The sequence below is a fragment of the Shewanella sp. 10N.286.51.B8 genome (genome assembly GCF_041469325.1).
Classification (GTDB): domain Bacteria; phylum Pseudomonadota; class Gammaproteobacteria; order Enterobacterales; family Shewanellaceae; genus Shewanella.
This window is the reverse complement of the sequence record NZ_JBFRKG010000031.1, coordinates 46538-72056: the sequence shown is the minus strand read 5'-3', so window position 1 is coordinate 72056 and position 25519 is coordinate 46538. Positions and strand designations below refer to the sequence as shown.

Here is a 25519-nt window from a genome sequence, read left to right as displayed (position 1 = left end):
TTGGTCCGTAGCCGCAACTACTATGCCGCCCAATACATACCGAATCATTAACCTATGTTGTTTGAGTAAAGTTCAGATTCGATCCCTCAAGACTCTACTCTAACTAATGCAATTTATTGAATTTAGCCATAACAGCATGCTTTATCAATTGTAGCTTGGTCTAATAAAATACAAATAACCCTTTAACAGCCTAAATTAAAAATACGCCATAAAAATGACAGTTTTAAGTCTAAATCAGATTAGTAAATTATCAAATCTACAAATATCAACAAACAGGATAAACATCAACCTTGCCTGTAGCACTACACAGTTTCAGCCAATGAACAATTAAGCGGATAAAAAAAATGCCACAGATAAAAACAGATATTATCTCATATAATCAATAAGTAAGTGACTCATTCAAAAATAGACACACTATATATATATTTTATTAAAGCAAAATAACGACTCAAGATGATAATTATTTCAACCATAAGTCGTAGCTAAGAGTTGAGTTCAATTCACTTCAATATGAGTAAATCGCGACAAGCTTCGAAATTACCAATTAAAGCTGATCTTAATCATAAAATTAATTAATTTCAGTTTTAAAATCTAACCTCTAGAACTTCTTATTTTTTATTGTCTATCTTGAGTTTTATTACCCTGTGGAACTTCAAATTGACTATCATGATTTTGTTTTTCAGAAACTGAAATTACTTCATATATATAACGTGCTAATGCCTCTTTTTCCACTCAATTACTATGTCATCGACCATACGAATTAAAACTGAAATACGGCCGCTAAGTATTCTTTATTACTTTTATAGCTTCTGCCCTGTGTAAGCAGTTCATCACGGTACTTCATCGCATCGGCCGAGGTAATATCGTTAGTGCAAATAGCTTGAGTGCTTTTTGGTGACCGGTTACCGATTGTTGGCAGTAATTTAATGAAGTGAAAGGTTCGCTGTTCAAGTTGTTTAATAGAGAGTGGTCTAATGCCTGACTTCTCTTTTGAAGTAACAAAACCTGCTAGAGCATCATGTAACGTCACCACGGGCATTGCTTGGGCTACAGCCGTGCTTTCACGGTGTTGTGGCAGCTTAGTGTCTCTGATGGGGATGCTATAACTTGCTGGCTTTGTACTGATGGTTGACTTGTTTTTCTCAAATTCACTGCGAAGACTGTTAATCACTTCATCAACATAACGAATAAAGTCATTGATACAGGTTTGATGGTCTATGGTATTGATGATTTTTTTCAGCGTGCCTGCGACATCGATATTGCGAATAACCGCTTGTGCTCTGTCACGAGTCAACAAAGAAACTTTAATATCAAAAGGAAAGCCTTTATCGCGTAACGATTTGGCTAAACAGATACGTGTGAAGTACACGTTATTAGGAGCTCTGCTGATGCGAAAAGCAGGGATATTGACTGAGTCAATCCTCTCAAGGAAGATAAGTGACTATAAAACAGGCACTTCAAACACTAGACAATAAAGTAGTTTTGAATTGATAGTATTAATCTTCAATATTTTTAGTAAGTTAAACGAAAAAAGGCTCATCATTTCTGATGAGCCTTTCGTCTTAAATATGGCGGAGAGATAGGGATTTGAACCCTAGATGGGCTACAAACCCATGCCGGTTTTCAAGACCGGTGCATTCGACCACTCTGCCATCTCTCCGAACGCCGAGAATAATATAAGTATCAGACCTCGTTGTAAACCGGAATTTATAAAAAAACATTCAAATGCTCATCAAATAAGCTTTTAAGACATTTTTCCACCTTTGTTGGCTCATTTGCTAATCAGGTGAGTAAAAATCACCTTCTACACCACTGGATTCCCTCACCTTTTCTATCAACAAACACGCTTTTAGCGATTACATTTTGTTTAAAGAATTACGCTAACCCCCAAATAAGAAGCAGCAATGGCCTTGAATATAGCAATCCAGTGTCATATTTTTCCAGCAAGCCCATAGATAATCCGCAAAGCATCGAACATTTCAATGATATGACGATAATATATGCTAAAATCGCTTTAACTATTTCTGATACTTAAAGCTATGACCACAACTTTAATTTCTATACCCAAACTTGCTCCTCAGTTTACGTTACCTCAATCTTTACCTTCTACTGCTTATCTAAGCCATTTATTGTTGGGACAAGAGCGTTGTTTAGATGCATTTAATTTAATGACTAAACTTGCACACCAACATTTATTTGTCGCTGATTTTGCGGGTATTGAGCGTGAACTGTTTATTAAAGCCCTTGTGAGTCAGGCTAATACGCCATCAGATTCCTTTTTGGTTGCGACTAAAAGCCAAGATGAAAATCACAATTTTAATTTCCGCTGGCAGGCTGAGTTACCGGCAGAGAATGTTGGCACTGTTGCGCATCAAAATACCCTTTACAGCTATGTTAGTGGCTCTATTCGCCGCGCTGATCTAGTCGGTAAAATGCATAAGACTGATAAGTCTAGCCAGTATAAAGCTGGCATTTTAGCCTCCAACCATTTCGTTTTTATTGATGCTAACTCTTTATGGAAACGTGAAGGCCTGTGGGATTTTGTCATGCAGATCCTCGAGCATAAACAATATAAAATTAGCAACGATATCGCGCCAATCCCACTCAATTGTAAAATTGTGCTAATGGGCTCAGCTAACTTGTTTACTCATTTAAGAACTGAAGACAGAGTTTTTTATAAAAACTTTCCACTGCTTGGCGAGGTTAACTCAGAAATTGATTTAACTAAATATAATGAAACTCAGTACCTGCAATGGCTAAATAGTTTAGCTGATGCCTATAACATTCAATTAGAGCCATCAAGCTTGATACCGCTATTTAATTACAGCGCCAAACTTACTGAGCATCAGCAACGCTTAAGTTTATCAATGCTGCAAATAGTTCAGGTACTGACTCAAGCTAAAGCATACTCTAATAGTGCTTCGCTCAATTCAACTGCCATAGCAAAAGCTCTTAGACAGTCAAAGTCACGCCATGACAGTTCTGAGGTTTATTCAGCACAAAACTTTGATGATAATTTCATTAATCTGCAAACGAGCGGTGAAATAATCGGCCAGATTAATGGCTTAACTGTGATTGACACTGATGATTCAAGTTATGGCGAGCCGGCAAGGATCACTACCTCTGTCCATTATGGTGACGGTGAAGTGATTGATATTGAGAGGAAATCAGAGTTGGGCGGTAATATTCATACTAAAGGTATGATGATCCTTTCAGCTTCCTTGTACCGTATTTTTGGTCGCGATGTACCTTTGCATTTAAATGCCAATATAGTGTTTGAGCAGTCTTATCAAGAGATTGATGGCGATAGTGCCTCTTTAGCTGAGTACTGTTGCTTAATGTCTGCCATTGCCGAGCAGCCGATTAACCAAGCATTTGCCATTACGGGCGCACTAGATCAATTCGGCGCGGTGCAAGCCATTGGTGGTGTGAATGAAAAGATCGAAGGCTTCTATCATTTATGTAAGCGACGTGGCTTAACAGGTGAGCACAGCGTTATTATTCCTAAATCGAATGTGCTACAACTAAACCTTGAAGCCGAAGTTATTGAGGCCGTTGAAAAAGGCTTGTTTCATATTCATGCAATTGAGCATATGGATCAAGCTATCGATTTATTAATGAAAGCTCCAGCAGGGGTAAGAAACGAAGACAATGATTTTCCTGCTGAATCAATTTATGGCCAGGTCCAAACACGTTTAGAAAAAATGGCTGGCCACGATGATGAAGAGCTCGAATTAAGCTTTTTACAAAAAATATTAATGAAATTAAAGATATTATAGTGATCGGAGTTGTTTAGCTTACACGTGTTCGCTATCTTGTCAGCCTATTCGTAATAAAGTGGTAAATATTTAAATGAAAAGAGCTAACAGTTTCACTAAAGAAGAGCTGATCGCATGTGGTAATGGCAACCTTTTTGAGCCTAACTCACCACGTCTGCCTGTCGATAATATGTTGATGATAGATAGGATCACAACCATTAATGCTGACGGTGGTGAATATGGTAAAGGCGAAATAGTCGCTGAACTCGATATCACCCCTGATTTATGGTTTTTTGACTGCCACTTTAATGGCGATCCTGTGATGCCAGGTTGCTTAGGTTTAGATGCCATGTGGCAATTGGTTGGCTTTTATTTAGGCTGGGAAGGCGCAGAAGGTAAAGGGCGCGCACTTGGGGTTGGCGAAGTAAAGTTCACCGGGCAAGTATTACCGGAAGCGAAAAAAGTCACCTATAAGCTCACTTTAAAACGAAAGATTCACCGTAAGCTGGTTATGGGGATTGCTGATGCCACTATGGAAGTGGATGGCCGTGAGATTTACTCGGCTACTGATTTGAAAGTCGGTATTTTTAAGGATACCTCGACCTTTTAAGCATTTCACTGAATATGAATAGTAATCACTGTTAGCTAATGTTGCTTTAGGTTAACTTAGCTAAACGGCATTATTTTGCCCTCAATCAACCCCCTGAGGGCAAAGATATTAATATGATGCCTTTTCATTTATTTATTAAACAAACCACTCATACGTCCATCTACGCCTTCTCTCCAACCACCTAACCATTGAGATTTAGAATCTAAAGTTCCGTAAGGGCAAAGCTCCTTAGAGCGCCCTGCAATACCTGCTTGGAATCCCTTAGAAAAAGCTCTATCTAACTTATCTCTTTTTTGTCTTTTCATTAACACATCCTCATTTTGTTAATCAAGAAGCGTTCGCTTCAGCATTAGAAATAGGTGAAATTTCACACAAGATCAATGCAAAAATATGACAAAATTATGTGTTTTTAATTAAAGTATTGAGATAAAAAGCAAAAAAAAATCGAGGAATAATCCTCGACTTTTAGTTCAAAAAATGCTCTCTACTTAAGCTTGCGACGACGTAACCAAAGTAACGGCAGAGCGAATAACCAAGCAAAGCTAGCCGCCCCTTTTCTTACATAGGGCTCATCTTCTACGTCATCACTTTCAGTACAGGCTTGTTCGTTACCTGATACCGGTTTCATTACCACCATACGCGGTAAATAAGACGTTACAGGGTCGCCATTACCATTTATTTCAAATAACGGTAGGTTAGTGTCTTCATCAAGAATCAAATTACCATCGGTATCAAATTGGTATAAAGGTTTACGAATAAATGCTGTACCTACAATGGTGCCGTCTTCATTGATGTCATTGGCCTCAACCACATATATTTCACTGTCATAGCTTAAAATTGAGCCGTCACCATCAATAACCTCAACCGGATAACGAGTCCATTTGCCATCAGCATCTTGCTCATAGCCTTTTGACTCACACGTTAAAGTCGCATTAAGGTTCACAAATTCATCATCACCGATGTTATAAAGAAAACCTGCTTTTGGTCGCGGCTTATCTTTATCATAAGTGACCTCAATATTACCAACCACTTGACCTGCATTATTAATGGCTTTTGGGTAACTACTTAGCTCTGAAATACCTGAATCTTGAAAGTCACTAGGTACTACGATTTCAGCAGATGGGTTGTTAATATCGTAATAGAAGAACTTATCTCGTAAAATTCCACTGACATATTTATAAAAAGTACCAATGACAATACCGTTGTCGTTAATATCACGAGCTATTGAACTATATACATCATCTTTGAAAATATCGGTATCAATCCACTGGTATTCATATTCTCCTTGGGAATTTTTCACCCAATAGGCAGCGTCTTGATAAAGATCATCCGTTTTACCATTACGGTAAACGTGTGAGCGCCCTACGACGACATCATTGTTGTTAATACCTAAAGCCTGAGCGGTATACACTAAAGTAGAGTCTTCATCAGGGGTTAACCCTAACTCTAGCTCAATGACGTTTTCAGCAGGAATAGTATTATCATCAGCAATTTGCCATACGTGGGCGCGGGTTTGATACTGAATGTTACGACGACCATTTGATGGGAATTGATCTGCCTGTACACATATTTCAACTGGCGCTGGCGAGTCTTCATCTGCGTCTAAATCTGCGTCAATACAACTATCGATACGATCTGAGCTGAATTCAATAATGTCAGTACTGGCATAACCTGCCACCAAATTATTATCGTTAATTGCCGCAGCCGCTGACCAACCACCTAACTCAACCACAAAATCGTCATCTTCACGAATATAAGTTTCGTAAGACGGTACCAATTCAAGTTCTTCTCCGTCAGGCGTGACAGCGACACCACGAAGCTCAAAATCGCGATAGTACCAAAACTCTTGGTCTTCATCACTACCAACATAGTCGATAGTTTTTTCAGGCGCAGTATATGAACCAACTTTGTAATTGTTGTCATTCATGCCATAGAAAAAGGTATCAACCGAGTTGATAATTAACTCGCCTTCATCATCAACATCGGTTGGTGCTGTAGTGCCATTAACGCTATAGAAGTTTGGATACCAAGCTGACTCAGCATCGTTTTCTTCCGCTGTGAAAGTAAAGTTATTTGCCACCAGAGGCAAAAATACTGAATAAATAATGGTTTCTTCAGGTGCGATACCATCTTCTACATCAATAACGTCATTGTCATCTTCATCATCGACAGATAGTTTTTTCTTACCTTTAGAAACACCTACAAGTTCATTGTTGGCATTAACAGCCATGGCGTAACCACTTCGGGTACCGTCTACTGTGCCTTTAAGATCAAAATCTTCAATGTTTACAATTTCATATACTGGAGCGGCATGTACACTTCCGATAGTGCCAAGCACACTCAAGGCAACGACAGATAATGCCTTATCAAACTTCGACTTCATTATAATTCCTATTATTATTATACGCTTACTTCAGTGATTCGAGTTCTTCCCAACGCTCGAAGCAAGTGTCCAATTCCTGTTCTTTTGTCGCCAATGCTTTAAGCACTGAGTTGACGGTATCTTGTGGTTGGCTATAAAAATCAGCTGAAGCCACAGTATTTTGTATTTCTTCTACTTCTTGTTCTAACTTTTCCATTTTACTCGGTAGTTGTTCGAGTTCACGTTGAAGTTTGAACGATAATTTTTTAGGTGCTGTACTGGCAGCTTTAGTCTGCTTTACAGGCTTAGTTTCTACTGGCGCAGGAGTTTGGACAACAGATGTTGCTGCTTGTTCCTCAGAATAAAATTTAGCGCCCTGAGAGACGGCATCATTGTATCCGCCAACATACTCATGCCAGTTACCATTACCGGCAAACCACCAACTACTGGTCACGGTATTATCAATAAATTCCCTGTCGTGACTAACAATCAATAAGGTCCCTTTAAAATCAGTTAGTAAGGACTCTAACAATTCTAGGGTCTCAATATCAAGGTCATTGGTTGGTTCATCGAGAATAATTAAGTTTGCAGGTCGCAATAACAAGCGTGCTAATAGCAATCGGTTTTTCTCACCACCTGATAACGCCTTAACAGGGGTACGTGCACGCATAGGTGAAAACAAGAAGTCTTGTAAGTAACTTAATATATGACGATCTTGACCGTTAATCGTAACGGTTTTCTTACCGTCGCCTACGTTTTCTTCAACGGTTTTTTCTGGATCTAACGCTTCACGGTATTGGTCAAAATAGGCAACTTCGAGTTTGGTACCGACTTTAACTTCACCTGATTGCGGCGAAAGCTGCTCAATTAATAGCTTAATTAATGTTGATTTACCACAACCGTTTGGCCCGATTAAGGCAATTCTGTCACCACGTATAACCGTTGAACTGAAGTTTTTAACTAAATCTTTATCAGGTAAATTGTAATTAAGATTATTAATATCAAATACTAACTTACCAGAACGCTCAGTATCACTGACGTTCATCTTGGCATTGCCTTGACGATTCAGGCGCTCACTGCGTTCATTTCTTAATGCTTTAAGGGCGCGCACTCGGCCTTCATTACGGGTACGTCTGGCTTTTACCCCTTGACGGATCCAAGTTTCTTCTTCTGCTAATTTTTTGTCAAAATGGGCATTTTGTTCCGCTTCAACACGCAACCACTCTTGCTTACCTTCTAAATAAGCATGGTAATTACCCGGCCACGATGTCACTACGCCGCGATCTAAATCAACAATGCGTGTTGCCATACGATGAATAAAGCCACGGTCATGACTGACAAACACGATAGCGCCTTTAAAGTTTAATAAAAACTCTTCAAGCCATTCAATGGTATCAATATCAAGGTGGTTGGTCGGTTCATCAAGCAATAATAAGTCCGGTTCGCTAACTAGGGCTCTTGCTAATGCCACTTTACGCTGCCAGCCACCTGATAACTCACTAAGGGGTTTATCGGGATCTAAGCCTAACAATTCACAATTTTGAATAATACGAGAATCTAAATGCCAGCCGTTATTATGATCTAATGACTCTTGCAAGCGCTGCATTTGATTGAGCATCTTGTTCATTTCATCAGGTTCAGCGGTAGCAACGTCATGTGAAAGCTTATGATAACGCTCTAGCATTTCACCAATTTCTTTTAATGCTAAAGAGATATATTTATAAACCGTGCCGGTTTCAGCTTTAGGCGGATCTTGCTGTAGTCGACTGACATTCACATCAGAGGCAATATTAAATTCACCGTCATCAAGTAATACATCACCTGACAGCACTTTCATTAAACTTGATTTACCCGCCCCATTTCGGCCTACGATACACACTCGCTCACCAGGTAAAATAGTGAAATCAGCATTTTTCAATAACGGGGTATAGCCATAGGCTAAAGAGCCATTATTAATACGAACTAAACTCAAGCGACGCTCCTAATAAATTCTGTTAACTGCTGGGCATCAAAGGGCCAAAACAATTCTTTTTCATCCATAACTAACACTGGTATAGAGATGCCATAACGGCTTGCCAGTGTGTCATTATCGCAAATATCAATATGTTGATAGTCAATGCCTAATTGCTCAACTAACGCTTGAGCAATTTCACACAGATGACAGCCATCTGTGTGATATAAAATTAGGCCTGCACTGTCTGTTGTTGGGTTAGAACTCATACTTTTAACCTTAAAGCTTATTTAGCGTAAGGAGACTTAGCATGGGTAATTAACCAAGTATTATGGATGTGCGGATTACGCTTATAATCCAATGGTAATGTTTGACTATCGATATTTTTAATGTCCATTTTATATTGGCTTAAAAGCTCGATATCCATTTTAAATTTACGCTTATTATTCGAGAAAATAATTTCGCCATTAGGGCTTAATACTTTAATCAAATCAACCAGCATTGCCGCATGGTCTCGTTGAACGTCCCAGCTATCTTCCATTCTTTTTGAATTAGAAAAAGTTGGCGGATCGATAAATATCAGATCGAATTTCTCTTCACAATCTTTCACCCACTGAATACAGTTAGCTTGGATGAATTGATATTGCTTACCTGATAAATTATTTAAATCAAAATTCTCTTTTGCCCAAGCAAGGTAAGTATTTGACATATCGACTGTAGTGACAGATTTAGCCCCACCTAATGCCGCATGTACCGATGCAGAGCCTGTGTAAGAAAATAAATTCAGCACATTTTTACCCGCTGATTTTTCACCAACTAATTTACGGGTCAAACGATGATCTAAGAATAAACCGGTATCAAGGTAGCCAGTTAAATTTAACTTAAACTTAGCGCCATACTCTTGGGTAATGATCTCCAGCTTTTGTTGATCAAGCTTTTGATACTGGTTGGTGCCCTTTTGCTTTTCACGGGTCTTTAAGGTAACGCGATCAGGGTCCATATTTAATGCTGCAGGCAATGAAAGTAATACATCGGTTAAACGACGCTTTGTCACCGCTTCAGGAATAGTCGCAGGCGCAGAGTATTCTTGAATAACCACATAATCGACATATTTATCAACTGCCACATTGTATTCAGGTAAGTCAGCATCATAAATGCGGTAACTATCAATACCTTCTTTTTTAGCCCACTTGGTTAGTTGCTTCATATTCTTTTTAATACGATTAGCAAAAGCAGGCGAGATATCTGCAATATCAACACCTTCAGGCAACACCGGCATTTCACGGCGAGTGCTTTTAGCATGCAAAGTATATAAGTTAAAGCCACACTCTAGTGCACCGTTAAACATCTTCATTTGCTTATCGGCTTTTAGCTTTAATGCTGAGAGTAATTCAATATCACTACACAACATGGCAATTTTCCAACCGCCAAAGTCTTTCTTAAACTTATCGCCAAGCTTGTAATACAGCTTCAATAATTCCGTAATGCTACCTAAACGCTCACCATATGGTGGGTTTGAGATTAAGAAACCCGCTTCTACTGGTGGAGTAACATCAAGTGCATCTGAAACACTAAATTCAATTAAATCAGCAACACCGGCGTTTTCTGCGTTTTGTTTTGCAAGCGCTACAAGGTGACCGTCAATATCAGAGGCAAAAAACTTCAATGCGCAGCGAGTTTTACCAAGACTGGCTCGGGCTTTTGCTTCATTTAAAATCCCTTGCCATAGGGTATCGTCATGTTGATGCCAATGCTCAAAACCAAAACGGGCGCGTTTAAGCGCTGGAGCAATATCTGCAGCCATTAATGCCGCTTCGATAACAACGGTACCACTGCCACAAAAGGGATCTAATAATGTAATTGGATTTGCTTGCCAACCACTTCTTATAAGCATGTTAGCGGCTAAGTTTTCTTTCAGAGGTGCTTCACCGGTTATTGAACGGTAGCCACGTTGGTGTAAAGAAGCGCCAGAGAAATTAACTGAAAGCGTTAATTGATTATTACGATAATGGGCATCAATTCTAAATTCAGCATTGACGCGTCCAACATCAGGTCTATCTAAACCATCATCGCGAAAACGATCCACAACCGCATCTTTGGTTTTTAAAGCGCCAAACTGGGTATTATTAATAAAGCCGCCAGTACCGTGAAAATCGATACTGAAGGTACTATCGTTTGAGAAGTGAGACGGCCAATCAATACTGTAAGCTGCGTTATAAAGTTGCTCAGCAGATTCACAAGCACCTTTATAGATAACCACAACAATTCGGCTAGCAAGTCGAGTCCACAATGTAATTCGATAGGCAAGTTCTAAAGGCGCAGAAAAATACACACCAGCGACGCTTTCCTTAACATCAGTAGCACCAAACTCTTTAAGCTCATTGGATAAGCTATATTCAAACCCCTTTGGGGCAGCAGCAAAAAAATTTAACATGGATAGACAGTCATCAACTCACAGATATAATTAAGCATGCATTATATACCTAAACCGATATTAGGTGTGAAAATGTCTGTTAATTGCCACATTTTATACAATACATTACCGATATAGCCCTGTATTGGTGAGTAAACTTTCATTTCTGTTTCAAAACTACGGCTATAACAGGGCTATCTGCCTTATAAAGCCGCTATTTTTTGCTATTGGTGCTCAGTAAGTCAGCAAGCAGTAATAAAGTTGTCATTATGACTTGCCAAGAACAAGATTGGCCGTTATAGTCTGCCCCGCTTAAACGGACGCGGGATGGAGCAGTTTGGTAGCTCGTCGGGCTCATAACCCGAAGGTCGTTGGTTCAAATCCAGCTCCCGCAACCATTTAACCTTAGTAAGCAGACAATTAGTTAGCATATAAATTGTCGGGCTCAGCTAATATAAACTGGCAAAGGTCGTTGGTTCAAACCCAGCTCCTACAATCATTTAATCATGGTTGCTAAAGAGAAGTTTAAGCAAGTTAGTTTTTATTCGGACGCGGGATGGAGCAGTTTGGTAGCTCGTCGGGCTCATAACCCGAAGGTCGTTGGTTCAAATCCAGCTCCCGCAACCAATAAAATTTTCAAGTTGAATATTAATTCAATTGGTTAATTTTATTAATGTGTATTATTGATTCAAATCATTAATCACAACCAATAAAAACAACACACTATTAAGTACGGACGCGGGATGGAGCAGTTTGGTAGCTCGTCGGGCTCATAACCCGAAGGTCGTTGGTTCAAATCCAGCTCCCGCAACCAATTTATTTGATTGAGCAGACAATTCGTCGAGCTTAACTTATATAAATCGGCAAAGTTCATTGGTTATAATATAACTAATGCAACCTCTTAACTTAATAGAACTATATAATCGGACGCGGGATGGAGCAGTTTGGTAGCTCGTCGGGCTCATAACCCGAAGGTCGTTGGTTCAAATCCAGCTCCCGCAACCAATTAGTATTATAGTTAAAGTATTATTGTAAAAAGTCATTAAAATCGGACGCGGGATGGAGCAGTTTGGTAGCTCGTCGGGCTCATAACCCGAAGGTCGTTGGTTCAAATCCAGCTCCCGCAACCAATTCTTTTTAATGCAGTGTAACAGGTAAGTTTTTAATCGGACGCGGGATGGAGCAGTTTGGTAGCTCGTCGGGCTCATAACCCGAAGGTCGTTGGTTCAAATCCAGCTCCCGCAACCAATTTAAATCATTTTAAATTATTAATACTCTTCTTAAATTTAAAAATACCCTTCTTAATTTCAAAATATTCTTCATCACTTTTCAAGCTCAAGTGTATTGCACCGATTTTTAGATCCTCAGTTCGGGCTCAACTCTTATAAATCTGCAAAGGTCGTTGGTTCAAATCCAGCTCCCGCAACCAATTTAAATCACTTTCAAATAGTAATACTCTTCTTAAATTTAAAAATACCCTTCTTAATTTCAAAATATTCTTCATCACTTTTCAAGCTCAAGTGTATTGCGTCGATTTTTAGATCCTCAGTTCGAGCTCAACCCTAATAAATCTGCAAAGGTCGTCGGTTCAAATCCAGCTCCCGCAACCAATATAAATCACTTTCAAATAGTAATACTCTTCTTCAATTTCAAAATATCCTTCTTAAACTTCCAAATATCCTCATTAAATTTCAAAAAACTTCTAATAATTTTACTTGCTAAAGCCGTATTTAAATCGCTTTCAAAAGTTTTATTACCTAAAGTGCTTGTTCAATATCGATAATCAAATCTTCTACGTTTTCTAACCCAACTGAAATCCGTAATAAATTATCGGTTATCCCCGCTTCTGCTCTCGCTTCGGGGGTGTAGGGTGAATGAGTCATTGATGCAGGATGCTGAATAAGTGACTCCGCATCGCCCAAACTCACGGCTATCGTGAACAGTTTTAATTTATTTACAAAGTTAATCGCATCTTGTTCGGACCCTATTAATTCAAAAGCGATTACCCCACCCGCTCGACGCATTTGTTTGCCGACATATTTAAAGCCTTGATGATTTTCAAGCCCGGGATAAAAAACACTGCTTACTTTTGTATGTTGATTAAGGTAAACAGCCAACTTTTCAGCATTGTCACAATGACGGCTTAACCTGACATCTAAGGTTTTTAATCCTCTTAAAATTAGCCATGCATCATGGGGCGAAATAACACCGCCAAAGTCTTTAAGAATTTGGTATTTTAATTGATGAATATGCGCTTCACTTCCACAAACAATGCCTGCAATGACATCCCCATGACCATTTAAGTATTTGGTTGCACTGTGGATCACCATATCAATACCCAAAGTCAGCGGCTGTTGCAATAAAGGCGTCATAAAGGTGTTATCAACAATACTTATCAAATTATTGCGCTTTGCAATAGCTGCTATTGCGGTTAAATCAAATACTTGTAAATGCGGATTGACAGGGCTCTCACAAAATACCAATTTAGTATTAGGCTGAATTGCCGCTTCAATTGCTAAGGGATCAGAAAAGTCTACAAATGTTGTATCCACGCCATACCGTTTTAGTTGGCTACTCAACAAAGCAAAAGTGCAACCATACACCGCATTTGATGAAATTAAATGATCGCCAGCCTCCAGATGAGTCATTAACGCCGCTGAAACAGCAGCCATGCCTGAGGCACATGCAGCGGCAGATTCTGCCCCTTCAAGTAAGGCCATTTTACGTTCTAACTCTGCGGTAGTAGGGTTACCAAGACGCGTATAAATGTAGCCTTGTTCGTCACCGGCAAACCTGGCTCCGCCCTGCTGGGCATTGTCAAACACGAAGGTGGCACTTTGATAAAGTGGCGTGACTAATGCGCCAAACGCTTCCTTTATATGACCACCATGAATCGCTACTGTGGCTGGTTTCCATTGATCTGGCATTTCGCTCTCCCAGGCCCAAATATGAATTTAAATTATTTTACTATGTGTGTGGACAGGAATTTAAGATAGCGCGCTGAAAATTTTAACCAATAGTTTAGCGATTATTCATATTGAACACATTGTAAACACAATGTTACATCACAACCAAGAATGGCGCGCAAGATGTTGTTTTTACATATTTAAAGTTTTAGATTGTGACTGCGGTTATAAACAATGAGTCAACGAGGATTCTAGTGGTTATAGTGATTAGTGATTTGCACAGTGCTTTAATAATAATGACAGATAACATACAACTGATGTGATGAAACAAGATCACCAGCAACAACATGTATACTGGTAATCCCTTGCTGATAATTTAAATTTCAACTTAAATTATCGGCTTAATTTAGTGATGCTTTTAAGCGCAACATACCTTCGTCAATACTGATCAGCGCTTCATAACCTAAATCGTTTTTAGCGGCGCTAATATCAAAATAATGACAGGTGGATAATTGTCTTGCGACAAACCTTGTCATAATCGGCTCTTGCTGTTTACCAAGTATTTTATAGATGGTTTCTAATACCACACCCGCGCTATACGCCACACCAGCAGGAACTCGTTTCGTCACTGGAGCAATATCAACACAGGCTAAAATGTTATTGAGCATGGCCGCCATAGTGATAGGTTCATCGTTACTTAAAAAATATGCCTTACCTGCACTCTTAGCTTGTTGCGTTAAGTCTACTGCCGCAAGAATATGCGCATAAGCGGCATTATCAACATAAATGGTATCAACCAGTTTATCTTGTTTACCCACCAACTTTAGCTTGCCGATTTTCGCCCGCGCTATCACTCTAGGCACCAAGTGTGGATCTTCAGGTCCCCAAATTAAATGCGGTCTTAATGCGGTGGTTTTCAACTGCGGCCCATTGGCTTCTAGCACCATTTTTTCGGCAATGGCTTTAGAGTGACCATAAAAGTTTAAAAAGCTAGCGGCATAAGGGGAAGATTCATCAATACCGGCTTCATCTTCACCCGCAAAGGTGACACTTGGAGTACTGGTGTAAACCACATGATTGATCTTTAATGCTTTACACGCACGCAGGATATTAGCGGTTCCATTAACGTTAGGGGCAAAATAGCTATCTCTATCGCCCCAAACACCCGCTTTTGACGCCACATGAAACACTAAATCACAATCTTGCATCGCCGCTGCTAGCGCATCTGAATCGCTAATATCACCTTGATACATGTTAACGCCCATCGCCGTTAATGCAGGGTATTCACCACGAGCAAAACCATTAACTTCAATGCCTGCTGCTCGCAGACGAGTACAAATCGCTTTACCTAAAAAACCACCTGCCCCGGTGACAAATACTTTGTTAACCCGACTTTTAAGCGCAGCTAAGGCTGCCTGTTCTGGCTTTAATAACATTTCGAGTTCAAGCATGTATTTACCTAATTGAGAACGCTAATAAAAATTGATTGTTGGCAAACATTTCAGCAACGATTTGCACTATTCTTTCCACTGTTTTTGAGCCCAAACAGCTAATTTTTCTCTGAATATTTTCGCGTTGTGTCTGACATCCACAGGAAAATCTGGATGAATTAAAAAACGTGAAATACCCATTGTATGTGTATGTTTTTCAGCGATATCAACTAACTCTTGGTATAGCGCTTTACTGTTTGAGCAAGTCATGGCTTTATCAAGTTCGACACATAACAGTGGTTCAATATTGCCATTAATGACAATATTCACCAGTGCTGAACGTTTTACTTGTTTATGGGTGTTAAATACCCGCTCACAGGGAATTGAAAAATAACGTTTACTAAGGCTACCTTTTAGAGTTTGATCAACTCGATGGGCCTTGCGGCCACACATCCATAATTGCCCTAATTCATCCAAGTAACCGACATCACCCATGCGGTGTCGAATACCGTCAGCATCAGTAATTTTGGCCAGCTTAGTTGCACTATCGCGATGATAATACTCACGACTTACCATCGGCCCTTTTACGACGATTTCACCAATCTTTCCTACAGGTAAAATATCGGCTTCATCCCAATGGCTGATAACTGACTCAGTAATATCGATAATGCTAATCTCAACACCATCAATGGCTTTACCCACACAAATACCTTTACCAGCATCAGTTGCGGCGGTGGTATCAAACAGCTCGCTGCTTGGCATCATGCTAATCGGCAAAGACTCTGTCGCCCCATAAGAGTTGAGCACCTCAACTCCTGTTGCTAACATTTTGCTAAAACGCTTTATTGATGAGATGGTTGCTGGCGCCCCTGCTGAAATAACTCTTTGCACGCTTGGTAATGTAAATGCTTGGTTTTGGGCTGCGGTTTTAGTTTCAGCAGCGGCGCCTAAGCGCTCCAGCAATGCCGGATTAACAAACATATTAGTACATTGATATTTCTCAATCGCTGCGAATAAATACTCAGGATTAGCGGTTATGGGTTTACTGGCGTCCATCGCTGGCACAATAGATGCCATACCCAGTGCAGGGCCAAATAATGAAAATAATGGAAAAGTCGCTAAGTCGCGCTCACCGGGCTTAATGCCGTAATCATGTTTAAGGGCGCTAATTTGCGCTTCAAACATGCCATGGGAATACACCACACCTTTTGGGGTGCCTGTACTGCCACTGGTAAATAAAATTGCCGCCATTTGATCATCACACAGTGTGACCATGGGGTAAGCTTTGGCAAATGATCCACTAACCTGTGGCAAGGCGTCAATACTCACTGCGCCTGATAACCAACGCTGAATACTACTGCCGCCCACATTTAAGCAAAGCTTAACCGAAGATTTACCCCAACCTAATATTCTTCTGGCAATATGGGCTTTAGGGATACCAATAAACACATCGGGTTGTGACTCTTCAAAACATTGTTTTAAGTTTTTAACCCCCATACCGGGATCGACCAGAATAGGAATTACGCCCGCTTTAAATAACGCAAACGTTAGCACGAAAAAATCAATGCTTGGGGTCACCATCAACACAGCTTTCATGCCAGCTTGAAGGCCAAAGGCATTTAAACGATAGGCAATATCATCAGATTGTTGGTTTAGGGAGCCAAAATCGACGTCTTGATAAGTTAAAGCGTGAGAGGCTTGATTGGCAGATGTCGCTGTTTGCACCGCGACAGCTAATTGAGAAGGAAAGTTATTTGCCGCATCTTGTAAATGCCGACAGATGTTAGCCGTTTTTAATGTCATAAGCCTGATGTCATTGGTTTATAACTTGGGCGTGAATAATGAGTATTTCATCACGCCCAAGGTCGCTGTTTAGCTTTGCTGGTTGTTAGCCATAAAGTTCTGAATAAGCCCGATGACATCTTCGCTAGCATCTTCAAGAATATAATGACCACAGTCATCAAACTCTCTTACTTGCGCATGGGGCATATATTGACGCCACTTTGCTAAAAAGTGCTTATCAAATACAAAATCCTGTAGTCCCCAACAAATCAGTGTTGGCACTTCAGAGAATTTAGATAAACTATCAGCAATATTTGAAACTAACTCATAGTTACGATCTTCAGGCTTTAACGGAATATCCTGCACAAAACGTAAGGTTGAAATACGGTTTTTCCAGCTATTAAATGGCGCAACGTACGCTTCGCGCACTGCTTTGGCCATTGGCTGACGTTTAACACCCACATAGGATGCAATGGATGAAAAGGCATTAAAGCCTCTGACCAAAAACGTCCCTAAAATAGTTTCGCGGCAAACCCATAATGCCCAAGGAAAAGGCTTAGATTCAGGTAAGTGAAATGCTGCTGTGTTTAAAAATACTAAGCGCTTAATGCGCTCAGGATAACGGGCAGCATAGCCCATACCAATCATTCCGCCCCAGTCATGAACCACTAAGGTGATGTTTTCTTTGACATCTAAATGATCTAACAGCGCTTCTAAATCATCAATACGATTTTCTAATGTGTAATCGTATTGTGGGTCATCAGGTTTATCCGATAAACCACAACCAATATGATCAGGCACAATACACTGATAATTGGTGCTTAATGCACTGACTAAGTTACGGTAGTAATAACTCCAGCTTGGATTTCCATGAACCATAACCACTGGCTCACCCTGGCCTTCATTAACATAATGCAGTTTGTTACCACTGCGGTCTAAATAATGGCTATCAAAAGGCAACAGATTTTCTAACATGATGCTTCCTACAATTTTATAATACTTATTCTATAACCAGCGAAATGATTACCACTTGATGCCTAGCATCATACAGTTCAACCCGCTGCCTATGCCTAGAAAGCTCACTTGATCGCCTAATTTTAAAAAGCCTTGGTCGTGGGCCATCGCCGCTGTTACTGGCAGCGAAACCGTGCCCATATTGCCCAAGGTTTCATAAGTTGGAAATTCTTTTTCATGAGGAATATTGAGAGCATTTAACACTTGTTTGCGGTTTGATGCGCCCACTTGATGACAAATCACTTTATCAACTTGATCCACTAACCACTCACGCTGAGTTAAGAAGTGTTCCCAAGTATGCTTAGCCAGATCAACCCCTTCTTTAAGTAAGGTGACGGCATCGGTACGCATAAACTCACGATATAACTTTTGACTGGTTTCTTGTAGGCCCCACTGACATAACTCGTGATGCTCAGGCGCCGATAAGTGGCTGGCACCTAATAGCTGATGATTACGAGTATTTTTAAGCGGTAAGCTACCGTCAGTTAAGATAACCGCAATCGCACCAGAGCCACCGGTTAAGGTCGCTAGCGATTGGGCAAAATTCTGCATTGTCGGCTCATTGAGCATATTGTCGATAGTGACTTCAACAATATCGCGCGCCGATTCACAAGATACCACCATACCGGCTTTAATTTGTCCAAGCTCAATACGGTTAGCGATATCTAAAATGCCAGAAAGCACACCTAAACAAGCGTTACTGATATCGTAAATCGCGGTATCTTTAGACACACCAAGCTCTGCAGCCACGCGGCACGCGGTTGCGGGCTCATGTTGGTCACGGCACACGCCTGTGTAAACAACTGCCCCTAAATCACTGACATTGATACCTGTTTCAGCAACCGCTTTACGGGCAGCACTGATAGCGCCGTCAGATAAACGATAACCTTTTGGCCACCAGCGACGTTCCTTAATACCGGTTAAAGCGGCTAATTGCCCCATTGGAATACGAAACTTTTGATAAAGCGGCGCAAGACGAGATTCTAGGTCTAGACTAGACACCACTTGGGGTGCTAACTCATAGGCCATACTATTAATAAAAACGCGGGAATATTTCATGAAACCGTATCAATCGCTCACTTTAAGGCCGCCTTAGGCAACCGAATTTATTGGTATTTGCTACTAACCCGCCATTTGAACAAGAAAAGCTTCAATATTCAATACAAAACCACAATTAGTAATATATAAATCTACCAAAGCCGCAGTTTATCGCTGGGGTATTAACTGTATCACTAAAGGGGTTAATCAAGAGGATTTAAAATAAAAACTATTAAACAGTACCTTAGAAAACTATTCGAACAGAATTATTTAATTAGGTTAATTTTTCAGCTTGAATTAACCAATTCCTTGGTGTGATTTCGTTTGCACAAAATTCAACCATGGTAACTTGATAACCCTGCTGTTGTAAAAAGCACATTCTATCCAGTAATAACCACTGCTCTAAAGCGTGCCTAAACAGGTGCGCGACTAGATCGATACGCTGAGTTAGCCTTTGCCTAGCTACCCCTTGAGCAAGATAGGCATCAAAGTCGGTTACAGCGCCGATATTGACTTGTTTTTGCGCCCCAGCCCAATAACAAAAATCACTAAATGATGCCGATAACTGGCTTCGTTTAACACTGGGGATCGGCAGATAGCGATCATTACCGCTAATATCTCGCTGCAAGCTATCAAAGCCTAAGCGCCAAGCAATTTCTTGATGTCGTAATGCTTGCTGCTTGTCATTGGCAATCACACTTTGCTGCAGCGGCAACTGTAAATCATGTCGCGATAGCTTAAGGCCACTGTTTTTTGCAGCATGGGATAGCGGCTGATAGTAATTAGCTTGAATAAGATGATAACAACAAGGTGAAAACGAGATTTGTTTGGTGTTTGCTTGAGCGGCTAACTCCAGCAGTCTAACATGTAAATCACCACAGGCATGTAACGCAATGGCATGTTGCTCTGAACTTAGCGGGTTGGCCCCTAATGTACTATTGGCTAAGTTAAACACATCAACACAATGAAACTGCTGCGACAATTGCCACTTGTCTGCAAACTGCTGGCCTTGCTCACACAAGCTTTGTTGCCACTCTAAACTGCTAACCTTAACTTGATGGGTTTTAGCAATATAACGTCCCAAATGGCCTTTACCTGCACACCATTCAACAATCGGGTTTCCTTTAGGAATATGCGCTGAAAAAGCAGTAATTTGCTGCCACTTTCGGCCTTTGATATGGGCGCTGAAATGGCTAAGCTCAGTGTCAGACAGGCCTATTTCTACAGCGTGTGCTTCAAACGATTTGGGTTCTGGTCTCGTTAACGATACATCACCATTTGTCGATTTGCTTAACATCGCGGCTAAGCCATCAATTTTCATCCCCAACTGCTGCATATCTTGCATCAATGACGGCAGTAACGCCGATACCAATGCCCCTTGAGCTACATCTAGTGCCTCTATGTCAGTATCTGCAATGGCCCAAACCTTTGCGGCTAAGCAAGGAAACTGCTCAGACCAAGGTAATTGCTGACAATCAAAGGCTTTCACTTGCCACAAACTATTTAGCTTTAGTAAGCACTCGCTAAGCTGGCCTAGCTTGGCGCTATTGTCGCTACAATTGTTAGCGTCTGTCGCGCAGTTCATGGCAATCTGTGTGCTCATTGGCATCCTATGGTTTATTGGTGTGATTGATGGTTTACACCATCATTAAGCACTCTCACTACTCACTATCTGCGACTTTGATAGCTGATTTAGGGTTAGATTTGGGTTCAGACTTTCGAACCGCCATGCGTTTACCTAACCAAACCCCCATAGCTAGAGGCGCAAAAAATATCGCAATTAAGAATAAAATGAAATACACAATCACACTTTTAATTAACTCAATCACTTGGGCAAACACTAATTCAACGGTTTTTTGGGTTAGTGTATCTAAATCTTGAATAGCAGCGCTGCGTTCATCAGCAATCATTTGCGCTAACGCTTCTCGCTCGTGAACAATAATTAAGGCTAGTGATTCACGCTCTTTTGATAACTGCTGCAGTTTATCATCTGTGACATCACTCAGTTGATCTAATAATGGCGCCAGCTCCACTCGCATATCACCGGCAAGCATGGTCATCATTTCAGGGGTTTGCTGCATTAACTGCTGAAATTTTTTGGTGGTTTCACTGATATTTTTAAGAGCTAATTCTATATCAGCGGCGCTAACATCAGCATGAAGTGCATATAACTCGGCTTTCCAGCCAAGAATTTTTGGCATCTGCTCAGTGGTCATCGCCATACGATCAGACATATCACTCATCACCTCAGGCATTGAACCAAAAGTGGTAATGGCTTCAAACTCTGAAATATTGCTAAAAGCCAACCAAGCATTAAAGGCAGTAGTGCGGGTAAAGGTAATATCCTCAAGCGGATTTTCAGCCACATATTGGCTCACAAACGCTTGATTATTTTTGAACTTTTGGTTGCTAATAAAGCCTTTTACTGTCGAGACGAATTGATCCGCTAATTTTTCACTGCTATCTATCGCGAGCTGCTGTTGTTCACCGAATAACTCACTGCCAGCACCAGTTTCATAAAACTGCTTCATTTGCTCGGTCAACACCCAAGTATCGAGCATTGCCGCTACTGGAGAGGCTTGGAATATAGCCCGCTGCAGGCTTTGCTCAGCGTAAATTTTCCACATTAAGGTGTTAGCTCTAACGTTGTCATCATCGCTATTAGCTGCAATGCGGTCTGCGGTGGCTTCAATTTCAGCATAAAAGCTATAACTAAATTCACGGCTAAACATACGCATGTTTATCTGCTCTTTAGGTAAGGGTTCAACGCCACTTTCAAGCTTAACTTCTAGCAGTGAACAAGCCGTTAAACTTAAAGATAACAAGCCGATACTCATAAGGCTAAGCAGTTTTTTACAGGTGATAATAAGGGGGTGAAACTGAGCAAACCAGCAACGACTACTCAGGCTAGCAAGATTTTTTACAGCTAAATTAAACCATGATTTCATGGTACTCTCCACGCAATAGCGACACAATAAAGCAGCAAGTTGGCTATTTATTATAGCAAAAAACCAACGAAACACTGACAACAAAGCCATAGTTACAACCAATTAAACTTGCAAATAACTTAATTAATTCAATAAACTATAGCTAGTCGCAGCCTAGTTTTATTTATTTAATTTGTCTATATGGTTTAATCAATAAATGCCAAGACTTTAGAACGGTAAAGGATTAACAATGCACTCACCTTGCGTCGCCAAATGCGGCTTAAATGAAGCAGATTACTGCATGGGCTGTTTTCGCCACATCAATGAAATTGTTGGCTGGGGACAAGCCAGTGAAGAGAAAAAACAAGCGGTATGGCAACAACTGCCACAACGAAAAGAACGAATGAAAGGCGGTAATAATAGCCAGATCATCAGCCGTGAGAAGTGGTTAAAAGCCCAAGCGGAAATTGAACAGCCTTGAATTGTAAAGCTGAGCAATAAAGCTTTCAGCCAAGCACAAAAAAGCCCATAAATATGGGCTTTTCATCTGAGTATCAGTAAACAAAGCTACTTTTTCATCATTGCTTTTAAATCTGCAAATGGATTATAGGTAGCGGCTTCTTGCTTGGTTTCAGTGGTATTGCCATAACGGATCAACTCTTCAAATCGAGAATGTTCATTATCGTGGCAATACAAGCATAACAATTCCCAGTTCGAGCCATCTGACGGGTTGTTATCATGGTTATGATCAACATGGTGTACCGTCAGCTCAGATAAATTCTTATGAGTAAACTCACGTGTACAACGGCCACATATCCAAGGATAGAGTTTTAAGGCTTGTTCACGGTAGCCTTTTTCACGAGTGGCTTTGTAATCTCTGGCTTCTGCTAATACTTTATCTAATTTACTTTGAGTAGCTGACATCGACTTTCCAATTTACTTTCATTACAAAATTACCCCAAGGATAAGCGCTGTTATCGGTTGGGGCAATGTTTTCTATCACAATTGCACTGCTCGAGTAATACTAACATCACTTAAAACAAGCACCACTTAAAACAAGCACCACTTAAAACAAGCACCGCTTAAAACAAGCAGCCGCTAGTAAGTCACTAACTCTGAATTAGACAAATGCTGGTAGTGTAAATAGCGTTCATATTGATTAACGATATCTGCAATAATTTGCTCTTGAGTATAACCCATCACATCGTAATGCTGACCGCCGTGCTCTAAGAACACTTCCACCCGATAATAGTCTTGCTCACTAGCAAAGCCTTCGACATCGGCACCATTCATGGTAAATGCTCGAATACGCAGCCCATAAGCAAACTGCAGGGTTTCGTTGTTACCGATCAATAAACGTACCCTTTCATCATCTTGGGTGATGACAGCAGGCATATTTTTAGCTAAAAATATTTGTCTGACTTGTTCAAGTCCCGGTTTGGCGATGTTATCTAAAAATCGCTGCGCATCTTCTTGACTGGGGTGAGAGACCAGTACATCAATACGATCTTCCCAGCTCATGTTGGCTTTAGCAAATTGCACACTGGTATTGTGTTGCTGCACACTTTCTAATTTCAAGCGATCATCTTGTAAGGCTTTATACAAGCCAAGGCACATCAATAGCATCACAATCATGATTGGCATTGCACTGGCAATCGCTGCTGTTTGTAACGCTTGTAAGCCACCAGCGAGTAATAATACGCTCGCGACAACACCTTGCAGTATCGCCCAAAAAACTCGCTGGCCTACTGGCGCTTGTTCATTACCGCCTGAGGTCAAGTTATCAATCACTAACGAGCCGGAATCTGATGAAGTAACAAAAAATGTTACCACTAAGAATATGGCAATGATGGACAATACTGATGAAAATGGTAGATGCTCAAAAAATCGAAACAAGGCCACCGATACATCATTAGAAACCGCATCCGATAGATAACTCGCCCCATGGTTTCTAATCATATCAATAGCGCTATTACCAAATACTGTCATCCATAGGAAAGTGATGCCAGTTGGGAAAAATAACACCCCGACTAAGAATTCTCGAATAGTGCGCCCACGACTGACACGAGCAATAAAAGTACCTACAAATGGCGACCATGAGATCCACCAGCCCCAATACAATAATGTCCAGCCACCAAGCCAATCATCTTTTTGCTCGTAGGCGTATAAGTTAAAGGTTTTACCCACAATATCACTTAAATAACCACCGGTATTTTGAACAAATGCTTGCAGTAACAGCACTGTTGGTCCAAGAACTAAAACTGCCACAAGCAATAGCAGTGCTAACGCAAGGTTAAGCTCACTTAAACGTTTAACTCCTCTATCTAAGCCTGCAAAAACAGAAACCGTTGCTATCGCGGTAATCGCCATAATGATAATAATTTGCACAGTGATGTTATTTGGCAAACCATCAATTAAATAACTTAAGCCTGAATTGACCTGTAGCACCCCAAAGCCCAATGAGGTTGCTACGCCAAACATGGTGCCGATCACCGCAAACGTATCAACCGCGTGCCCTATAGGGCCATAGATACGCTCGCCAATGAGTGGATATAAGGCAGAACGTGGCAGTAAAGGCAGTTTATGACGATATGAGAAATACGCTAAGCTTAAAGCCACTACGGCATAGATTGACCAAATATGGATGCCATAATGGTAAAAAGTAATCTTCATGGCATCTTTTGCAGCCTCCAGTGACTCAGGCGTTGCATCAGGTGGGGCTAAATAATGCATCACTGGCTCTGCCACGCCAAAGAACATTAATCCAATACCCATCCCTGCAGAAAACAGCATAGATACCCAGCTTTTAAAGCTGTAGTCAGGCACGGAATGATCTGGGCCTAGTTTGATGTCACCAAAACGGCTCATCATGACAAAAATAATAAAGATGAGAAAAATAGCCACCCCAACAATATACAACCAGCCCGCTTTAACTTCTAACCAACTTTGAATGGCTTTAAAAAATTGGCTAGCTTCATTTGGCCAAACGGCACAAATAAATACCATGACAAAAATAAGCAATACTGAAGGGAAGAAAACCGGAGGGTTAACACTCGCTTTCTTAAACATGATTGAGACCTGTAAATAGGATAATGAACACAGCTACATAGGTAACAATTGCGCTGACAATTGCATAAGTATAGGCTGGTTCTATTGGATTGCGTTTAACGTAATCATTGAGGGGTAAATTTGTACTCGCGCGCATTGGGATTAAAAAGCACTATTTCTTAGTTGCTGAAGTGCTATTATCTGACGCCAAAGTTTCATTAGCTGACGCTTCATCGCTAGTTGCATTGCCGCTAGCATTTGCGTTTATATCACTATTGGC

18 protein-coding genes and 7 tRNA genes are annotated in these 25519 nt (G+C 40.6%); 9 read left to right on the top strand and 16 right to left on the bottom strand.

Features of this window, described 5'->3' with window-relative positions:
- Positions 1-760: 760 nt before the first annotated feature.
- Positions 761-1369, bottom strand: coding sequence for a hypothetical protein (locus AB4160_RS12120; protein WP_372004776.1), 609 nt, complete (start codon positions 1367-1369; stop codon positions 761-763).
- A 200-nt stretch (positions 1370-1569) separates the two neighbouring features.
- Positions 1570-1660 (bottom strand) — tRNA-Ser (locus tag AB4160_RS12115).
- Between the two features lie 379 nt (positions 1661-2039).
- Here AB4160_RS12115 and AB4160_RS12110 point away from each other — a divergent pair.
- Both AB4160_RS12110 and fabA read left to right on the top strand, forming a co-directional pair.
- Positions 2040-3779: a S16 family serine protease gene (locus tag AB4160_RS12110; RefSeq protein WP_372004774.1), complete on the top strand. Its 1740-nt coding sequence runs from the start codon at positions 2040-2042 to the stop codon at positions 3777-3779.
- Between the two features lie 73 nt (positions 3780-3852).
- Positions 3853-4368: a bifunctional 3-hydroxydecanoyl-ACP dehydratase/trans-2-decenoyl-ACP isomerase gene (gene fabA / locus AB4160_RS12105; RefSeq protein ID WP_102437655.1), complete on the top strand. Its 516-nt coding sequence runs from the start codon at positions 3853-3855 to the stop codon at positions 4366-4368.
- A 128-nt stretch (positions 4369-4496) separates the two neighbouring features.
- On the opposite strand, the gene rmf is transcribed toward fabA, so the two are convergent.
- The 5 genes from rmf to rlmKL all read right to left on the bottom strand — a co-directional run bounded on the left by rmf (position 4497) and on the right by rlmKL (position 11115).
- The gene (gene rmf / locus AB4160_RS12100; protein ID WP_076539913.1) at positions 4497-4673 is read right to left on the bottom strand and encodes a ribosome modulation factor; all 177 of its coding nucleotides are present in this window, start codon (positions 4671-4673) and stop codon (positions 4497-4499) included.
- 179 nt (positions 4674-4852) lie between these two features.
- Entirely contained in the window at positions 4853-6751 is a 1899-nt protein-coding gene (locus AB4160_RS12095; RefSeq protein WP_372004771.1) for a DUF3466 family protein, read from the bottom strand.
- Between the two features lie 25 nt (positions 6752-6776).
- Positions 6777-8702 carry an ABC transporter ATP-binding protein gene (locus tag AB4160_RS12090; RefSeq protein WP_102476871.1) on the bottom strand — a complete coding sequence of 642 codons (1926 nt, stop codon included), beginning with the start codon at positions 8700-8702 and terminating at the stop codon, positions 6777-6779.
- A complete protein-coding gene (locus AB4160_RS12085) occupies positions 8699-8950 on the bottom strand; it encodes a glutaredoxin family protein (protein ID WP_102437661.1) in 252 nt (83 codons plus the stop codon). Before AB4160_RS12085 ends, AB4160_RS12090 begins: the two co-directional genes overlap by 4 nt.
- 17 nt (positions 8951-8967) lie before the next feature.
- Positions 8968-11115: a bifunctional 23S rRNA (guanine(2069)-N(7))-methyltransferase RlmK/23S rRNA (guanine(2445)-N(2))-methyltransferase RlmL gene (gene rlmKL / locus AB4160_RS12080; protein ID WP_102476872.1), complete on the bottom strand. Its 2148-nt coding sequence runs from the start codon at positions 11113-11115 to the stop codon at positions 8968-8970.
- A 300-nt stretch (positions 11116-11415) separates the two neighbouring features.
- Here rlmKL and AB4160_RS12075 point away from each other — a divergent pair.
- The 6 genes from AB4160_RS12075 to AB4160_RS12050 all read left to right on the top strand — a co-directional run bounded on the left by AB4160_RS12075 (position 11416) and on the right by AB4160_RS12050 (position 12342).
- Positions 11416-11492 (top strand) — tRNA-Met (locus tag AB4160_RS12075).
- Between the two features lie 152 nt (positions 11493-11644).
- A tRNA-Met gene (locus AB4160_RS12070) sits at positions 11645-11721 on the top strand.
- Positions 11722-11831: 110 nt separating this feature from the next.
- A tRNA-Met gene (locus AB4160_RS12065) sits at positions 11832-11908 on the top strand.
- A gap of 114 nt (positions 11909-12022) precedes the next feature.
- Positions 12023-12099, top strand: a tRNA-Met gene (locus AB4160_RS12060).
- A 48-nt stretch (positions 12100-12147) separates the two neighbouring features.
- Positions 12148-12224 (top strand) — tRNA-Met (locus AB4160_RS12055).
- Positions 12225-12265: 41 nt separating this feature from the next.
- Positions 12266-12342 (top strand) — tRNA-Met (locus tag AB4160_RS12050).
- A 509-nt stretch (positions 12343-12851) separates the two neighbouring features.
- On the opposite strand, the gene megL is transcribed toward AB4160_RS12050, so the two are convergent.
- The 7 genes from megL to AB4160_RS12015 form a co-directional block, all read right to left on the bottom strand.
- On the bottom strand, positions 12852-14021 hold the full coding sequence (gene megL / locus AB4160_RS12045) for a methionine gamma-lyase (protein ID WP_102437665.1): 1170 nt from the start codon (positions 14019-14021) through the stop codon (positions 12852-12854).
- A 380-nt stretch (positions 14022-14401) separates the two neighbouring features.
- Positions 14402-15451, bottom strand: a complete 1050-nt coding sequence (gene oleD, locus AB4160_RS12040; RefSeq protein WP_102437667.1) for a 2-alkyl-3-oxoalkanoate reductase — start codon at positions 15449-15451, stop codon at positions 14402-14404.
- 66 nt (positions 15452-15517) lie between these two features.
- Positions 15518-17233: an olefin beta-lactone synthetase gene (gene oleC / locus AB4160_RS12035; RefSeq protein ID WP_303413950.1), complete on the bottom strand. Its 1716-nt coding sequence runs from the start codon at positions 17231-17233 to the stop codon at positions 15518-15520.
- Positions 17234-17302: 69 nt separating this feature from the next.
- Positions 17303-18187, bottom strand: coding sequence for an alpha/beta fold hydrolase (locus tag AB4160_RS12030; RefSeq protein WP_102437671.1), 885 nt, complete (start codon positions 18185-18187; stop codon positions 17303-17305).
- A gap of 48 nt (positions 18188-18235) precedes the next feature.
- Positions 18236-19285: a 3-oxoacyl-ACP synthase III gene (locus AB4160_RS12025; protein ID WP_076539890.1), complete on the bottom strand. Its 1050-nt coding sequence runs from the start codon at positions 19283-19285 to the stop codon at positions 18236-18238.
- A gap of 253 nt (positions 19286-19538) precedes the next feature.
- Positions 19539-20867: a methyltransferase gene (locus AB4160_RS12020; RefSeq protein ID WP_372004769.1), complete on the bottom strand. Its 1329-nt coding sequence runs from the start codon at positions 20865-20867 to the stop codon at positions 19539-19541.
- A gap of 58 nt (positions 20868-20925) precedes the next feature.
- Positions 20926-22212: a chemotaxis protein gene (locus AB4160_RS12015; RefSeq protein ID WP_372004767.1), complete on the bottom strand. Its 1287-nt coding sequence runs from the start codon at positions 22210-22212 to the stop codon at positions 20926-20928.
- A 229-nt stretch (positions 22213-22441) separates the two neighbouring features.
- Here AB4160_RS12015 and AB4160_RS12010 point away from each other — a divergent pair, with 229 nt between their 5' ends.
- Positions 22442-22672: a DUF1289 domain-containing protein gene (locus tag AB4160_RS12010; RefSeq protein WP_102437673.1), complete on the top strand. Its 231-nt coding sequence runs from the start codon at positions 22442-22444 to the stop codon at positions 22670-22672.
- Between the two features lie 86 nt (positions 22673-22758).
- On the opposite strand, the gene AB4160_RS12005 is transcribed toward AB4160_RS12010, so the two are convergent.
- Together AB4160_RS12005 and AB4160_RS12000 are read right to left on the bottom strand one after the other, a co-directional pair.
- Entirely contained in the window at positions 22759-23115 is a 357-nt protein-coding gene (locus AB4160_RS12005) for a YajD family HNH nuclease (protein WP_076539886.1), read from the bottom strand.
- A 174-nt stretch (positions 23116-23289) separates the two neighbouring features.
- On the bottom strand, positions 23290-25260 hold the full coding sequence (locus tag AB4160_RS12000; RefSeq protein ID WP_102437675.1) for a BCCT family transporter: 1971 nt from the start codon (positions 25258-25260) through the stop codon (positions 23290-23292).
- Between the last annotated feature and the right edge of the window lie 259 nt (positions 25261-25519).

Excerpts from the sequence above, each read along its gene's own strand:
- AB4160_RS12110 (WP_372004774.1), top strand. The coding sequence starts at position 2,040 with ATGACCACAACTTTAATTTCTATACCCAAACTTGCTCCTCAGTTTACG.
- fabA (WP_102437655.1), top strand. The coding sequence starts at position 3,853 with ATGAAAAGAGCTAACAGTTTCACTAAAGAAGAGCTGATCGCATGTGGT.
- rmf (WP_076539913.1), bottom strand. The coding sequence starts at position 4,673 with ATGAAAAGACAAAAAAGAGATAAGTTAGATAGAGCTTTTTCTAAGGGA.
- AB4160_RS12095 (WP_372004771.1), bottom strand. The coding sequence starts at position 6,751 with ATGAAGTCGAAGTTTGATAAGGCATTATCTGTCGTTGCCTTGAGTGTG.
- AB4160_RS12085 (WP_102437661.1), bottom strand. The coding sequence starts at position 8,950 with ATGAGTTCTAACCCAACAACAGACAGTGCAGGCCTAATTTTATATCAC.
- rlmKL (WP_102476872.1), bottom strand. The coding sequence starts at position 11,115 with ATGTTAAATTTTTTTGCTGCTGCCCCAAAGGGGTTTGAATATAGCTTA.
- megL (WP_102437665.1), bottom strand. The coding sequence starts at position 14,021 with ATGCCAGATCAATGGAAACCAGCCACAGTAGCGATTCATGGTGGTCAT.
- oleD (WP_102437667.1), bottom strand. The coding sequence starts at position 15,451 with ATGCTTGAACTCGAAATGTTATTAAAGCCAGAACAGGCAGCCTTAGCT.
- oleC (WP_303413950.1), bottom strand. The coding sequence starts at position 17,233 with ATGACATTAAAAACGGCTAACATCTGTCGGCATTTACAAGATGCGGCA.
- AB4160_RS12030 (WP_102437671.1), bottom strand. The coding sequence starts at position 18,187 with ATGTTAGAAAATCTGTTGCCTTTTGATAGCCATTATTTAGACCGCAGT.
- AB4160_RS12025 (WP_076539890.1), bottom strand. The coding sequence starts at position 19,285 with ATGAAATATTCCCGCGTTTTTATTAATAGTATGGCCTATGAGTTAGCA.
- AB4160_RS12020 (WP_372004769.1), bottom strand. The coding sequence starts at position 20,867 with ATGAGCACACAGATTGCCATGAACTGCGCGACAGACGCTAACAATTGT.
- AB4160_RS12015 (WP_372004767.1), bottom strand. The coding sequence starts at position 22,212 with ATGAAATCATGGTTTAATTTAGCTGTAAAAAATCTTGCTAGCCTGAGT.
- AB4160_RS12010 (WP_102437673.1), top strand. The coding sequence starts at position 22,442 with ATGCACTCACCTTGCGTCGCCAAATGCGGCTTAAATGAAGCAGATTAC.
- AB4160_RS12005 (WP_076539886.1), bottom strand. The coding sequence starts at position 23,115 with ATGTCAGCTACTCAAAGTAAATTAGATAAAGTATTAGCAGAAGCCAGA.
- AB4160_RS12000 (WP_102437675.1), bottom strand. The coding sequence starts at position 25,260 with ATGTTTAAGAAAGCGAGTGTTAACCCTCCGGTTTTCTTCCCTTCAGTA.